Annotated in this window: 10 protein-coding genes, 1 other RNA gene and 2 pseudogenes; 9 read left to right on the plus strand and 4 right to left on the minus strand. The window is 25.5% G+C overall.

Annotated features, from left to right (window positions below; genetic code table 11):
• Positions 1-99: 99 nt before the first annotated feature.
• The 3 genes and pseudogenes from lpdA (at position 100) to obgE (ending at position 3,235) form a co-directional block, all read left to right on the plus strand.
• A complete protein-coding gene (gene lpdA, locus K645_RS01065; RefSeq protein ID WP_022565035.1) occupies positions 100-1,500 on the plus strand; it encodes a dihydrolipoyl dehydrogenase in 1,401 nt (466 codons plus the stop codon).
• 99 nt (positions 1,501-1,599) lie between these two features.
• Entirely contained in the window at positions 1,600-2,220 is a 621-nt protein-coding gene (locus tag K645_RS01070; RefSeq protein WP_022565036.1) for a nucleoside monophosphate kinase, read from the plus strand.
• A gap of 6 nt (positions 2,221-2,226) precedes the next feature.
• Positions 2,227-3,235, plus strand: a pseudogene (obgE, locus tag K645_RS01075) (GTPase ObgE).
• Here obgE and clpX read toward each other — a convergent pair.
• Entirely contained in the window at positions 3,232-4,449 is a 1,218-nt protein-coding gene (clpX, locus tag K645_RS01080) for an ATP-dependent Clp protease ATP-binding subunit ClpX (protein WP_022565038.1), read from the minus strand. The pseudogene obgE and the gene clpX overlap by 4 nt on opposite strands.
• 39 nt (positions 4,450-4,488) lie before the next feature.
• An RNA gene (gene ffs, locus K645_RS03150) (signal recognition particle sRNA small type) lies at positions 4,489-4,589 on the minus strand.
• Positions 4,590-4,679: 90 nt separating this feature from the next.
• On the opposite strand from ffs, the gene K645_RS01085 reads away from it, so the two are divergent.
• Both K645_RS01085 and yidC read left to right on the plus strand, forming a co-directional pair.
• Positions 4,680-6,302 carry a CTP synthase gene (locus K645_RS01085; protein WP_041935995.1) on the plus strand — a complete coding sequence of 541 codons (1,623 nt, stop codon included), beginning with the start codon at positions 4,680-4,682 and terminating at the stop codon, positions 6,300-6,302.
• Positions 6,299-8,125: a membrane protein insertase YidC gene (gene yidC, locus K645_RS01090; RefSeq protein ID WP_022565040.1), complete on the plus strand. Its 1,827-nt coding sequence runs from the start codon at positions 6,299-6,301 to the stop codon at positions 8,123-8,125. The genes K645_RS01085 and yidC overlap by 4 nt, the downstream gene beginning before the upstream one ends.
• On the opposite strand, the gene K645_RS01095 is transcribed toward yidC, so the two are convergent.
• Positions 8,115-8,876 (minus strand): biotin--[acetyl-CoA-carboxylase] ligase, encoded by a 762-nt coding sequence (locus K645_RS01095; protein WP_022565041.1) that lies wholly within the window; start codon positions 8,874-8,876, stop codon positions 8,115-8,117. The genes yidC and K645_RS01095 overlap by 11 nt on opposite strands.
• 98 nt (positions 8,877-8,974) lie before the next feature.
• On the opposite strand from K645_RS01095, the gene rsfS reads away from it, so the two are divergent.
• From rsfS to K645_RS01115, 4 genes are all read left to right on the plus strand, one after another.
• On the plus strand, positions 8,975-9,310 hold the full coding sequence (rsfS, locus tag K645_RS01100; RefSeq protein WP_022565042.1) for a ribosome silencing factor: 336 nt from the start codon (positions 8,975-8,977) through the stop codon (positions 9,308-9,310).
• A 48-nt stretch (positions 9,311-9,358) separates the two neighbouring features.
• On the plus strand, positions 9,359-11,305 hold the full coding sequence (gene ftsH / locus K645_RS01105) for an ATP-dependent zinc metalloprotease FtsH (protein ID WP_022565043.1): 1,947 nt from the start codon (positions 9,359-9,361) through the stop codon (positions 11,303-11,305).
• Between the two features lie 46 nt (positions 11,306-11,351).
• The gene (locus K645_RS01110; RefSeq protein WP_041935996.1) at positions 11,352-12,152 is read left to right on the plus strand and encodes a phosphatidate cytidylyltransferase; all 801 of its coding nucleotides are present in this window, start codon (positions 11,352-11,354) and stop codon (positions 12,150-12,152) included.
• Positions 12,153-12,216: 64 nt separating this feature from the next.
• Positions 12,217-12,885: a phosphatidylserine decarboxylase family protein gene (locus K645_RS01115; protein ID WP_022565045.1), complete on the plus strand. Its 669-nt coding sequence runs from the start codon at positions 12,217-12,219 to the stop codon at positions 12,883-12,885.
• A gap of 27 nt (positions 12,886-12,912) precedes the next feature.
• Here K645_RS01115 and dnaK read toward each other — a convergent pair.
• Positions 12,913-14,813 (minus strand): annotated as a pseudogene (dnaK, locus tag K645_RS01120) (molecular chaperone DnaK).
• Positions 14,814-14,866: the final 53 nt, after the last annotated feature.

Genomic DNA, 14,866 nt, shown 5'->3' on the forward strand with positions numbered 1-14,866 from the left:
AATTTATAATATTTTCATAAATAGTTTATTGTTTTCTTTTTCATAACTTATTAAACAGAAAAAACTGTAAATTTAGATGTTTTATTTATATTATGATATATGCAGCATTTCGATGTTATTATTTTAGGAAGTGGACCTGGAGGCTATGTAGCTTCTATACGGGCAGCACAACTTGGAATGAAAACAGCTATTGTGGAAAAAGAATCAATTGGAGGAATTTGTTTAAATTGGGGCTGTATTCCTACTAAATCGCTTTTAAATAGCGCAAAAATTCTACAATCTATAAAGAAAAATGGAGAATTATTTGGTATAAAAAATAAAAATATTCAAGTAAATTATCCTAAAATTCTTTCTAAAAGCAGAATAATCGTTGATAAAATAAAAAAAGGAGTTTCATTTTTAATGAAAAAAAATGGAGTTCATGTTATTTTTGGAAATGCACAACTCAAAAAAAGTAAGAAAATAGAAATTTTTAAAAATGAAAAAAGCATAGGAGAATATTCCGCCTCAAATATTGTTATTGCTACTGGCGCAATTCCTAAAATTGATACAAAATTTCAATATGACAGAAAAAAAATTATAACATATAAAGAAGCATTGTCCTTATCTTCATTACCAAAAAAAATGATAATTATAGGTTCTGGTTCTATAGGATTAGAATTTGCATATTTTTATCATTCTATGGGGACAAAAGTTACTGTCATAGAAATCTCTTCTAAATTGTATCCCAATGGGGATGATGATATATCTGATTATTTGAAACATTCTTTTGATAAAATAGGAATTCAAAACTATGTGTCTTCCTGTATAAATAAAATTACTTATAATAATGAAACTTATGAAGTTATTGTTGATGTTAAAACCCCGTTGGAAAATATTGTATTAAAAACTGATATTATTCTATCCGCTATAGGAGTGGTTCCTAATATTAAATATATTGGTCTGAAAGAAATAGGAATTCAAACAGAAAGAGGATTTATAGTCGTAGATGAAAATTATCGTACAAATATAGATGGATATTATGCTATAGGAGACGTAATTAATACCCCTTCTTTAGCTCATGTCGCATCGCACGAAGCAATAAATTGTATTGAAAATATAAAAGGTTTAAATTGTCAGAAAATAAATTACAATAATGTTCCAAAATGTGTTTATTCACTTCCTGAAATGGCTTCAGTCGGTTATACAGAAAAAGAGTCTAAAGAAAAAGGATTTAAAGTAAAAATAGGTAAATTTCCTTTTACGGCTCTAGGCAGGTCTATTTCTGATGAAAATACTGATGGTTTTGTAAAAGTAATTTTTGATGATAAATATGATGAATGGTTAGGATGCCATATGATAGGAAATCATGTGACAGATTTAATTTCAGAAGTGGTAGTAGCTAGAAAATTAGAAACAACTAGCTATGAAATTTTGGGGAGTATCCATCCTCATCCTTCATTAAGTGAATCTATTATAGAATCTATAGCTAATGCTTATGGAAAAGCAATTCATTTATAAGTTAATCAATTAAAAAACACTCTTCTTCTATATTCCCACACACATATATTGTTTTTATTTTGTACTCAATGAGTACGTATAAAAATTCATATATGTATTATGTCTTCTTTACATGAAATTCATAATTTTTATTGTTTTATGATACATATTATATTGTTTGGCCCACCAGGTTGTGGAAAAGGAACTCAAGCTAAAATCATATCAAATAAATTTGGTTTCATACATTTATCTACTGGAATGATATTCAGAGATCATATAAAAAGAAAAACTAATCTAGGGAAATTAGCGAGTTATTATATTAATAAAGGGGTGTTAGTTCCTGATAGAATAACTACAAATATGTTAAACACAGAAATTCAAAAATATTTAAAATCTAAAGGAATTATCTATGATGGATATCCTAGAACTCAAAATCAGATTTTTTCTTTAGAGAAAGTATTAAAAAAATTTTGTTTAGGAAAAATTAATATAATTTTTTATTTTTTTATTCCCAAAAATATGATAATAAATAGATTATTAAAAAGAGGGAAAACAAGTAATCGTAATGATGATACGGATATTATTACAGTTCAAAGGAGAATAAAAGAATATGATCAAGAGACTTCTTTGATATGGAAGAATCATAAATGTAAAAATAATATAGTAAAATTAAACGCTTCTTTATCTATAGAAAAAATTTCTATTTTTATGGAAAAAAAAATTATGAGTTTATTATATTAATTTTTTATGAAAAATTGTTTTGTTGATTTTATAAAAATTTATTGTAAAAGTGGAAATGGAGGAGCTGGTTGTGTTCATTTTCATAGAAACAGATATGTACATAGGGGGGGGGCCAGATGGAGGAACAGGAGGAAAAGGAGGAGATATTATTATTCAAGGAAATTCTCATATTCATACCTTTTTACATTTAAGATATCATAAACATTGGATTGCTAAATCTGGATTTCCAGGAAAAGGAAATAATATAACCGGAGCAAATGGAAAAGATTTATTAATAGAGGTTCCTATAGGAACTATAGTAAAAGATGAAAAAGAAAATATAATAATGGAAATAACCCAAAATTATCAAAAAAAAATTTTGTTTAAAGGAGGCATAGGAGGAAAAGGAAATTCTTTTTTTAAAAATTCTGTTTATCAATCTCCTCATTATGCACAACCGGGAATTAAAACAAAAGGAAATTGGATTTTTTTAGAACTAAAAATTTTAGCCGATGTAGGATTTATAGGTTTTCCCAATACTGGAAAATCGACCTTACTTTCTGTGATCACAAAAGCAAAACCTAAAATAGGAAATTTTGCTTTTACAACTAAAACCCCACATATAGGAGTGGTAAAAGTTAATTTTAATTCTTTTTTAGTAGCTGATATTCCTGGAATTATAGAAAAAGCATCTGAAGGTAAAGGTTTAGGACATTATTTTTTAAGACATATAGAACGAAATTCTGTTTTGTTGTTTTTAATATCTTCAGATACAAAAAATAAAAAAAAAGAATATTTCATATTATTAAATGAATTGAAAAAATTTAATTCAAATCTTTTAAAGAAAAAACGTTTATTGGCGATATCTAAATCTGATTTAATCGATAATGATAAAAAAAAGAAAATAAAAGAATTTTTTTTAAAAAAATTAGAAGAAAATGTTGTTTTTATTTCTTCTTTTACAAAAGAAGGATTATCAGAATTAATAAAAAAATTATGGAAATTAATTCAGAATGAAAGAAAAATTTTGAATTAATAAGAAAGCTTTTGTTTTACAACATCTTGATCTATATTCAATGTAGATTGAATATTTTCTATATCAAACATGTAATCTACAAATATTTTTTCGCAAAATATTCGTAATCCTCTAGCCCCTAAACCTAACTGAAATGTTTTATCCACTATAATATTTAGTGCTTCATCTGTAATGTTCAAAGAAATATGGTCTATATCAAACAATTTTTGATATTGTTTGATTAAAGCATTTTTTGGTTCTATTAGTATTTTTTTCAACATATTTTTATTTAGTGGATTTAAATAAGTAATTATAGGAAATCTTCCTATCATTTCTGGAATAAACCCAAATTTTTTTAAATCTTCAGATAGAATATTTTTTATATAATTTTTTTCACTTTTCTTTCTTTTTTTTTCTTGAGTCATAAAACCTATAGACATATCTTCTATTCTATCAGAAATAATTTTTTCTATCCCATCAAATGTCCCTCCAGCTATAAATAATATATTTTCAGTATTCATTTGTATCATTTTTTGATCTGGATGTTTTCTCCCCCCTTGTGGGGGAACATTGACTACAGATCCTTCCAATATTTTTAGCAATGCTTGTTGGACTCCTTCACCAGATACATCTCTAGTAATAGAAGGATTATTACTTTTTCTAGAAATTTTATCTATTTCATCCAAAAAAATAATTCCTTTTTCAGCAGAATCTATATCATAATTAACAGATTGTAATAGTTTAGTTAAAATAGATTCTACATCTTCTCCTACATATCCAGCCTCTGTTAAAGTAGTTGCGTCAGCTATAGCAAAGGGAATTTTTAAAAGTTTTGATATACTTTTTGCTAGCAGAGTTTTCCCTGTCCCTGTCTTTCCAATTAACAAAACATTGGATTTTTCTATTTCTATATCTGTAAAATCTTTATTATTATTCCATTGTTTTTGAATACGTTTATAATGATTATAAACAGCTACAGACAGGATTTTTTTAGCTTCATTTTGTCCTACAATATATTTATCTAAAAAAGATTTTATCTCTTTAGGTTTTTTTATTTTTTCTTTTGTAAATTTATTTTTGTTTTCGTGATTATTTTTAATAAAAAATTTATTATGAATAATGGAATAAGTTCTTTCTATACAAAAATTACAAATATGTCCATTGATTCCAGATATAAGAAAAGTAATATCGTTTTTGTTTTTTCCACAAAAATTACATTTTAACAAATTCTCCATACTTTTTTTTATGAATAAATAATGTTAATGTTATTTAAAAAGGAGCAAGCTAAACTACATCACATCGCTACAACCTATTTACCTTTGCTGTGTTCCCACCCTGGAGGATTTATAGGGAGCTGATTGTGTAGGACTTGCTCCAATTTTGGTAAATATAAAAAAAAAATCATAAATTCTCGTTTTTTAAGCAATAATTTTACCTGTTTTGTTAAATATAAATTATTGTGATTATGGAAACAAAATACATTTTTGTTACAGGAGGTGTTACCTCTTCTTTGGGAAAAGGAATAGTTTCGGCTTCATTAGGGATGTTATTAAAAGCTAGAGGGTATAAAGTTTCAATATTAAAATTGGATCCTTATTTTAATATAGATCCAGGTACTTTAAATCCTTATGAACATGGAGAATGTTTTGTCACTCAAGATGGGGCTGAAACAGATTTAGATTTGGGACATTATGAACGATTTTTAAATCAACCTACAAGTAAAGAAAATAACGTCACATCAGGATTAATATATAAAACAGTAATAGATAATGAAAGAAAAGGGATCTATTTAGGAGAAACAGTACAAGTAATACCTCATATTACTAATGAGATCAAAAGACGGATAAAAATTCTGGGAGAATCTAAAAATTATGATATTGTTATTACAGAAATAGGGGGAACTGTAGGAGATATAGAAAGTTTGCCTTATGTTGAGTCGGTCCGTCAATTAAAATGGGAATTGGGAAAATTTAATGGATTGGTTATTCATTTGACATTACTTCCACATATTACAGTGACTGGAGAAATTAAAACAAAACCAACACAACATTCTGTTCGAAATTTAATGGAAAATGGGATACAAGCAGATATTATAGTCTGTAGAACAGAAAAACATATATCTGATAATATTAGAAAAAAATTAGCATTATTTTGTAATGTAAAACCAAAACACGTTGTGGAGTCAATAGATACTAAAATTATATATGAAATTCCTTGTTTATTACATTTACAATGTTTTGATGAAGCCGTATTAAATCATTTGAATTTATCTAGTGTTCCTATTCCAAATTTAAAAAAATGGAAAATTTTTATTAAAAAATATAAAAATCCAAAATATGAAACAAAAATAGCATTAGTTGGAAAATATGTTTCTTTGCATGATTCTTACAAATCTATAACAGAAGCTTTAATTCATGCGGGAACAGAAAACAAAACTTATGTTGATATAAAATGGATTTATTCAGAAATGATAAAAGAAAAGAATGTAAAAAAATATTTCAAAGGAATTTCAGGTATTTTGGTCGCTCCAGGATTTGGAAATAGGGGAATAGAAGGAAAAATCCTTGCAGCAAAATATGCTAGAGAAAATAAAATTCCATTTTTAGGAATATGTTTGGGTATGCAAATCGCTGTAATAGAATTCGCAAGAAATGTATTAGGTTTAAAAAAAGCAGAAAGTTATGAAACAAACCCGAATACATCTCACCCAGTAATAAATTTAATGGAGAAACAAAAAAAATTAACTTATATAGGAGGAACAATGCGATTAGGAAATTGGAAATGTTCTCTTGTAAAAGGATCTAAAATATTTTCTATTTATGGAGGAAAAAAAGAAATTTTTGAAAGACATCGTCATAGATATGAATTTAACAATAATTATTTGGAGTGTTTTTCTAATGCTGGAATGAAGGCGGTTGGAATAAATCCAGAAACAGGTTTAGTCGAAGCTTTGGAATTGGAAAATCATATTTTTTTCTTAGGGGTTCAATATCATCCGGAATATAAAAGTACAGTAACAAATCCACATCCTTTATTCATTAATTTTATACAAGTATCTATATCTTTTAAGAATTCTTCTTATATATGAGAGATAAAAATTTAGATTATAGTCATATAATAGGATTCATTCTTATATTGTTTGTTTTAATGATTTTTACTTATATAAATAACAATGTAATCAATGATAATGATAAAAAATTAAATTTAAGCAGTCATAAAAAAAATCAAGAATTTTTCACAAAGAAAGAAATTTTTTACATAGAAAAAAGAAAAAAAAATCGTTTTTTTTTATTAGAGAATAATGTTTTAAGACTTAAAATATCTAGTTTAGGAGGAAATATTAATGAGGTTTTTTTAAAAAAATATAAGGCATATGATTCTTCATTATCATATCATGCTAAAAATCTTTATTTAATAAAAAATTATAATTTTCTATATAAATTATTTTTTATGAATAAAAAAGGATTAAATATTGATACAGGGACTTTATATTTTCAGCCTTTTTTATTAGAAAAAAATAAAATATCGGGAATCACAACTCTTGTCATGAGAGCTAAAAATCCTTATGGGAATGGAAAAGGATTTTTAGACTATATATATACAATAGGAGAAAAAAATCAGTATGATATTAACTTTTCTATTAGAACTAGAAATTTTTCTTCTTTAAAACATGGATCTTATTTAAGTTTAGAACATCGAATCCTATCCCTCGAAAAGGATAGAGATTGGGAAAATTCTTATACTCAAGTATATTATTCTGTTTCTCATAATGATTTAAATAATTCCACTTCTTCTGTGAAATATTTATCTGAAAAAAAAACAGAATATAAAAATATATACGGAGTAAATTGGATAGCTCATAAGCAACAATTTTTTTCTTTTATATTTATTCCAGAAAAAATATTAAAAAATGTTTTTATTAAATCTGAAAATTTTTCTTCAGGATCTTTTTTAAAAAAAATTCAATTGAAAACGTTTATAAATACGGAAAAAGATGAAGAATTTCATCTTTCTTTTCGTTTTTATTTTGGGCCTTTGGACTTGAATTTGTTGAAAAAATATAAAAATGGATTTGAAAATATTATTCCATTTGGATGGGGATTTCTTAAATGGATTAATAAATATTTTTTTTTAATAATTTTTCAATTTTTGGAAAAAACAAATTTAAATTATGGGATTATTATCATTTTTATGACTGTAGTTGTAAAACTTATATTGTATCCAATAACTTATAAACAATATAAATTAAGTGCTATAATGAAATTAATTCGTCCAGAAATAGAAAAATTAAGTCAAAAATATAAAGGAGATGTTTTCAAAAAACAAAGAGCTATGATGGAATTATATAAAAATGTAGGAATTAACCCAATGTCTGGATGTATTTCTACATTGTTTCAAATCCCCATTTTTTATTCTTTATTTAAATTTTTTCCTACTATAATTAATTTGAGAGGAAAATCTTTTTTATGGGTGGAAGATCTTACTTCATATGATTCAATATTAAAATTACCCTTTTTTATTCCTTTTTATGGAAATCACGTAAGTTTATTGACTTTATTATATTCTTTTGCGTTATTAGTTTATACTAAATTAAGTAATAACGGAAAAAAAGATATTGACATTCCTATAAATGAGAACGACTCTTCTATTCCTGATATGAATTTTCTATTATATTTAATGCCTATTGTAATGTTGTTTTTTATAAACAGTTATGCTTCTGCTTTATCTTTATATTATTTTATATCTAATATAATTAATATTGGGTTTTTCTTTTTTATTAAAGAATTTATGTTGGATGAAAAAAAAATTTTTGTAAAAATCCAAGAAAAAAAAATTGTAAAACGTAATTTTTGGAAAGAAATGAAAAAAGAAATAGAAAATAAAAAATATAAAAAAAACACTACGAAATAAAAAATTCTATTTCTTTTTCCATAAAAAAATAGAATTTTTTATTGTATTCAATAACTAAAAATCCTTGATCTGTTATAGACCGTATAACCCCCGAAATATAACTGTTTGTTTTATAAATATAAAAAATAGAAACTTGATTTTTTAAGTATAAATAATCTATATAATATTTTCGTATAAATTTTTCTCCATAAATTGTAAAAAAAAGATATTCTTTTTGAAAAAAATATATAATTTTATAAAAAAGATAATCTAAATCAAAATTTAGATGAAATATTTCTTTTAGAGAAGAAGCATTCCATTCTTTTTGGAATTTTTTTTGATTCACATTTAAACCTACACCAATAATAATAGTATGAATTTTTTGTGAAAAAATACAACTCTCTATTAAAATCCCACATACTTTTTGATTATTTATAATAATATCATTAGGCCATTTAATCCAAATTTTTTCTTTATTTTTTTGATTATAACATTCAGACAGGGTTTTATGTATAGCATTACTTATAACAATATTCATAACGTATATTTTTTTTACATATAAAGTTTGAATAGGTTTAAAAACAATGCTAAAAGTAATTTTTTCTTTTTCTGTATGCCATAAATTTTTCCTCATTCCTATTCCTTGGGTTTGATTCATTGTCCAAATAATTATCCAATTCTGTTTTTTTAAAATATATTTTCTAGCATATTGATTTGTCGAATCAATTTTTTTTAATGTAATTAGATTTATAGGCCAAAAAAATTTTTTCAAAATGTTTTTTATATTGTAAAATTTAACTTCTTTAAAGCGAAAACCTTATTTTTGTTTTTTTGAAATAAATTTAATAAAAATTAAAAACAATTTTTGTTTTGTTATTAGATAAGATTATAGAAGGGATTCAAATGGTTAAAGGAAAAGATATATCTGTTATAAATTTAAAAAAGAATACAAATTTTATTTGTGATTATTTTGTGATTTGTAATGGGGACTCTCATAATCAAGTATATGCTATATCCCAATCTATAGAAAAAATAACAGTCGAAAAATTACAAAAAAAACCTTGGCATGTAGAGGGATTAAAAAATAAAGAATGGATTCTGGTTGATTATATTTCTATTGTTGTTCATATTTTTCAAAAACAGATTAGATTCTATTATGATATAGAAAATCTATGGAACCACAATTCAATTCATAAAAAAATATAATTAATATTTTTTATTTAAAATTAAATATTAAGTAATGAAGAAACTTATATGATCAATAAAAAAATAAAAAGTAAAAATAACTTTTTTTGGGTATATGTAATCATATTTGCTATATTTTTAGGGATATTTTTTTTTAAATCTTCTTTTTCTAATCCTAGAAAAATTGATCAGGATACTTTTTTTGACATATTATCGAAAGGAGAAGTACAAAAAATTATAGTAAAACATAGAGAAATAGTATATGTTTATTTAAAAAAAGAATTTTTATCATTTAATAATCCTGCTCGTAATATTATTAAAAATGAAAAAAGATTTATTACACAACCATTACAATATGAATTTGAAATAGGAGATTTGCAATTTTTTCAAAAAAAATTTGAAGAATATAAAAAAAAATATAATTTAAATACTATTATTGATTTTAAAAATCAACAAGAATATACCATTACTAAATTTTTATTTGATTATGGTATATTTTTTATATTATTAATTATTTTTTGGATTTTTTTATTTAGAAGAATAGGATCTACGAGTGGAGGTCCTGGAGGTCAAATATTCAATATAGGAAAATCCAAAGCTAAGTTGTTTGATGAAAATGATAATGTAAAAATAACGTTTAAAGATGTTGCTGGTTTAGAAGGTGCTAAAGAAGAGGTTCAAGAAATAGTAGAATTTTTAAAAAGTCCTCAAAAATATACGAAATTGGGAGGAAAAATACCTAAAGGAGCTCTGTTAATAGGTCCTCCTGGAACAGGAAAGACTTTATTAGCAAAAGCTGTGGCAGGAGAAGCAAAAGTTCCTTTTTTTTCTTTATCAGGATCAGATTTTGTTGAAATGTTTGTAGGGGTGGGGGCTTCTAGAGTCAGAGATTTATTTGAAAAAGCTAAGGAAAAATCTCCATGTATAATATTCATTGATGAAATAGATGCTATAGGAAGAGCTCGTGGAAAAAGCAGTATAGCTGGATCAAATGATGAAAGAGAAAACACTTTGAATCAACTTTTAACAGAAATGGATGGATTTGGGACACACACCAATGTGATTGTATTAGCTGCCACCAATAGATCTGATATTTTAGATAAAGCTTTACTTCGTCCTGGACGTTTTGATCGTACTATATTAGTAGATCCGCCTGAATTAAATGAAAGAAAAGAGATATTTTATGTACATCTCAAAAGATTAGTATTATCTGAAGACGTCGACATAGATTTCTTAGCAAGACAAACTCCCGGATTTAGTGGCGCAGATATTGCTAATGTTTGTAATGAATCAGCTCTTATTGCAGCGCGAAAAGATAGATCTAAAATAGAAAATCAAGATTTTATTGATGCAATAGATCGTATTATTGGAGGTTTGGAAAAAAAGAATAAAATCATAAAACCAAATGAAAAAAAACGAATTGCTTATCATGAAGCAGGACATGCTACAATAAGTTGGTTATTGGAACATGCAGCCCCTTTAGTTAAAGTCACCATAGTTCCAAGAGGTAGATCTTTAGGGTCAGCATGGTATTTACCAGAGGAAAGACAGTTAACAACTCCAGAACAAATGAAAGATGAAATATGCGCATTATTAGCAGGAAGATCTGCAGAAGAAATTATATTTAGTAGTATTTCTACTGGAGCTTTAAACGATTTAGAAAGAGTCACAAAACAAGCTCAATCTATGGTCGCTATTTTTGGATTAAACGAAAGAATAGGAAATGTCTCTTATTATGATTCTACGGGGCAAAGTGAATTTTATTTTTCTAAACCCTATAGTGAAAAAACGGCTCAAATTATAGATGAAGAAATATCTAAAATTATAACAGAACAATATCAAAGAGCTAAAAATATATTGAAAAATAATGAAAAAAAACTATCTATGTTGGCAAATGAATTATTGGAGAAAGAAGTTATTTTTAGAGAAGATTTAAAAAAAATATTTGGAGAAAGACCTTATCCAGATGAAATTGGTGATATGTTAAGTTCTGTTAGTAATATCTCTTCTTCTTGAAAAGATTTATTAAAAATATGATGAATAAAAAAAAAACATAGACTTTATAATAAGGTTTTTAACCGGTTTAATTTATGTTGTTTCAATTATTTTTTCTATTGAAAAAGGTGAAAAAATTTTCAGAATAGTAATGATGATATTATCTTTTTTTTGCCTATTTGAATTTTTATTAATATTAAAAACTAACATAACTTTAGTGAAAGTTACTTTTTTATTTTTTTTATTTCCTATTCTTATAGACATTTTTATAGATAAACAAAAAGGATTAAAACCATATATAATTTTTTTTATTCCCTATTCCATCATTTTTCTTATGATTCAATTATTTTATAATAAATGTTCTCATAAAGAAAAAATTGTACAAGTTAGTCATCTAATTTTTGGTCTCATATATATTATTATGCCATTTTATTTAGCATCTTATATATATTCTATTATTCATCATGGAAAACAATTAATTTTAGGTATATTTATTTTAATATGGACAAATGATTCTTTATCCTATTTAATAGGAAGAAAATGGGGAAAAAGAAAAATAGCTATATCTATTTCTCCTAAGAAATCAATAGAAGGAGTGATTGGAGGTTTATTTTTTTGTATAATATTAGGATTTTTTTTATATAAAATATGGGAGAAAAAATATTGGTTTATTTTATCTGTTACTGTTCCTATTTTTTCTACTATTGGGGATCTTGTAGAATCTACTATTAAAAGATCTTGCAACGTAAAAAATTCTGGGGTTTGGTTTCCTGGACATGGTGGATTTTTGGATAGATTAGATAGTTTTATTTTTGTGATTCCTATTATAGCTGCTGTAGTAACTAGTATTGTTTATAATATTTTTTAAATAAAGTAAAAGTTTTATATTTTGATAAAACTTTTATGGTTTGTTTATTAAAAGTTTTGTAATCGTGATTCATAAAGAAGGGTTTTCATTTTTAATATATACATTAGTAATAATAATATTATTACTAACTTTTTTTTTCTTTTTATTATCTAGATTAATTTATGTTTTTTTATCAATTTTTTTAATTTCATTTTATCTTTTTTTAATTTTCTTTTTTAGAAATCCAAAAAGAAATTTTGATAAAATTCATAAAAAAAATTATGATAAGGAAATAATCATTTCACCTGCTGATGGAAAAATTATGGATATTAAACAAGTTATTGAGAATGAATTTTTTAAAAAAAATTGCGTATGTATTTCTATTTTTATGTCTCCTTTTAATGTACATGTTAACAGATTTCCTGTTTCTGGAAGAATTATTTATGTAAAATATCATCCTGGTAAATATATCATAGCTTGGTTTCCTAAATCCTCGTTATATAATGAACATACAACAACGGTTATAAAAACCCCTAGAGGAAATAAAATATTATTTCGACAAATAGCTGGTTTTTTGGCTAGACGCATTATTCTTTATGCAAAAAAAAATTCCTTAGTGAAAAAAGGAGATGAATTGGGGTTTATAAAATTTGGATCTAGAGTTGATGTTTTTTTACCATTAAATTCTATAGTATTAGTGAAAAAGGGAGAAAAAGTCATTGGAGGAGGAACTAAAATTTCCATTATTCCATGATAATCAACTCCCTTTATTTTACAATTTTTATTTTACTTCTTCATAATCTACATCTTGTACGTTTTCATTTCCTTTGCTGCTTTTTTTTCGTTTTCTTTTTTAGTTGATTGATTATTATTTTGATTTATATTTTCTGTATTATAAATTTCTTTAGAGGCATTAGTCCAAGCTTCATTTAGTTTTTTCATATAATTATCAATGGAAGAAAAATCTTTTTTAGAATGTGCTTCTTTTAATTTTTTAAAGAATGTTCTTATTTTTTTATTATTATCAGATAATTTATTCCCATAATCTTTCAATTGTTTTTCAGATTGGAAAATCTGATTGTCTGCAGCATTTAATTTTTCTATTTCTTTTTTTACTTTTTCATCTTTTTGAGCATTTTCTTTTGCTTCTTTTTTCATTTTTTCTATTTCTTCTTGATTTAATCCTGAAGAGGTTTCAATACGTATAGATTGTTCTTTTCCTGTTCCTTTATCTTTTGCAGAAACATTAAGGATTCCATTAGCATCTATATCAAAAGTTACCTCAATTTGAGGAATTCCTCTAGGTGCAGGAGGGATATCTACTAAATCAAATCTTCCTATTTCTTTATTATCATTGAACATAGGTCTTTCACCTTGTCCTACACGTATAGTTACTGCTGATTGATTATCAGACGCTGTAGAAAAAACTTCTGATTTTTTAGTGGGAATTGTTGTATTAGACTCAATAAGTTTAGTGAAAACCCCTCCTAAAGTTTCAATTCCTAAAGATAAAGGAGTTACATCTAATAATAATACATTTTGTACATCCCCTGTCAATACTCCTCCTTGTATAGCTGCTCCAATAGCGACAACTTCATCTGGGTTCACCCCTTTAGACGGTTTTTTACCAAAAAATTTTTCAACTTCTTCTTGTACTTTCGGAATACGTGTGGATCCACCTACTAAAATTATTTCGTCTATATTTTGAGTTATTAAATTTGCATCTTTTAATGCTTTAGAACAAGGATTAATAGAACGTTGTATTAACTTTTCTGATAATTGTTCAAATTTGGAACGAGTTAAGGTTAAAACCAAATGTTTAGGTCCTGATTCCGTAGCTGTAATATAAGGAAGATTTATTTCTGTTTGATTTGAAGAAGATAGCTCTATTTTAGCTTTTTCAGACGCTTCCTTTAAACGTTGTAAAGCCATAGGATCTTTTCTCAAATCTAATCCTTCTTTAGATTTAAACTTATCTGCTAAATGATTAATGATAACTTGATCAAAATCATCTCCCCCTAAATGAGTGTCGCCATTAGTAGATAAAACTTCAAAAACTCCATCTCCTAATTCTAGGATAGAAACATCAAAAGTCCCTCCTCCTAAATCATAAACTACAATTTTTTTATTTTGGTTACTTTTATCTAATCCATAAGCTAAAGCAGCTGCTGTCGGTTCATTTATAATTCTTTCCACTTTTAATCCTGCTATTTCTCCAGCTTCTTTAGTAGCTTGTCTTTGTGCATCATTAAAATAAGCCGGGACAGTAATCACAGCTCTACTAACTTCTTTTCCCAGATAATCTTCAGCCGTTTTTTTCATTTTTTGTAAAATCATTGCTGATATTTCTTGAGGAGCATATAATCTTTTTTCTATACCAACTCTAGGTGTGTTGTTTCCTCCTTTTATAACTTTATAAGGAATATGTTTCAATTCTTCAGTAACTTCTGAATACATTCTTCCCATAAACCTTTTTATTGAAAAAATGGTTTTTTGTGGATTAGTAACCGCTTGTCTTTTAGCAGGGTCTCCTATTTTTCTCTCTCCTCCTTCTACAAAAGCTACTATAGATGGAGTTGTTCTTTTTCCTTCTGAATTAGGGATTACAACAGGGTCATTAATTTCCATAACTGCTACACAAGAATTTGTTGTTCCTAAATCTATACCTATAATTTTACTCATTTTTATTACGTTTTTTCATATATTAATTTCATTCAATAAGCACTCCAATCATT

It is taken from the genome of Blattabacterium sp. (Nauphoeta cinerea), assembly GCF_000471965.1.
Classification (GTDB): domain Bacteria; phylum Bacteroidota; class Bacteroidia; order Flavobacteriales; family Blattabacteriaceae; genus Blattabacterium.

Excerpts from the sequence above, each read along its gene's own strand:
- lpdA (WP_022565035.1), top strand. The coding sequence starts at position 100 with ATGCAGCATTTCGATGTTATTATTTTAGGAAGTGGACCTGGAGGCTAT.
- K645_RS01070 (WP_022565036.1), top strand. The coding sequence starts at position 1,600 with ATGTCTTCTTTACATGAAATTCATAATTTTTATTGTTTTATGATACAT.
- clpX (WP_022565038.1), bottom strand. The coding sequence starts at position 4,449 with ATGGAGAATTTGTTAAAATGTAATTTTTGTGGAAAAAACAAAAACGAT.
- K645_RS01085 (WP_041935995.1), top strand. The coding sequence starts at position 4,680 with ATGGAAACAAAATACATTTTTGTTACAGGAGGTGTTACCTCTTCTTTG.
- yidC (WP_022565040.1), top strand. The coding sequence starts at position 6,299 with ATGAGAGATAAAAATTTAGATTATAGTCATATAATAGGATTCATTCTT.
- ftsH (WP_022565043.1), top strand. The coding sequence starts at position 9,359 with ATGATCAATAAAAAAATAAAAAGTAAAAATAACTTTTTTTGGGTATAT.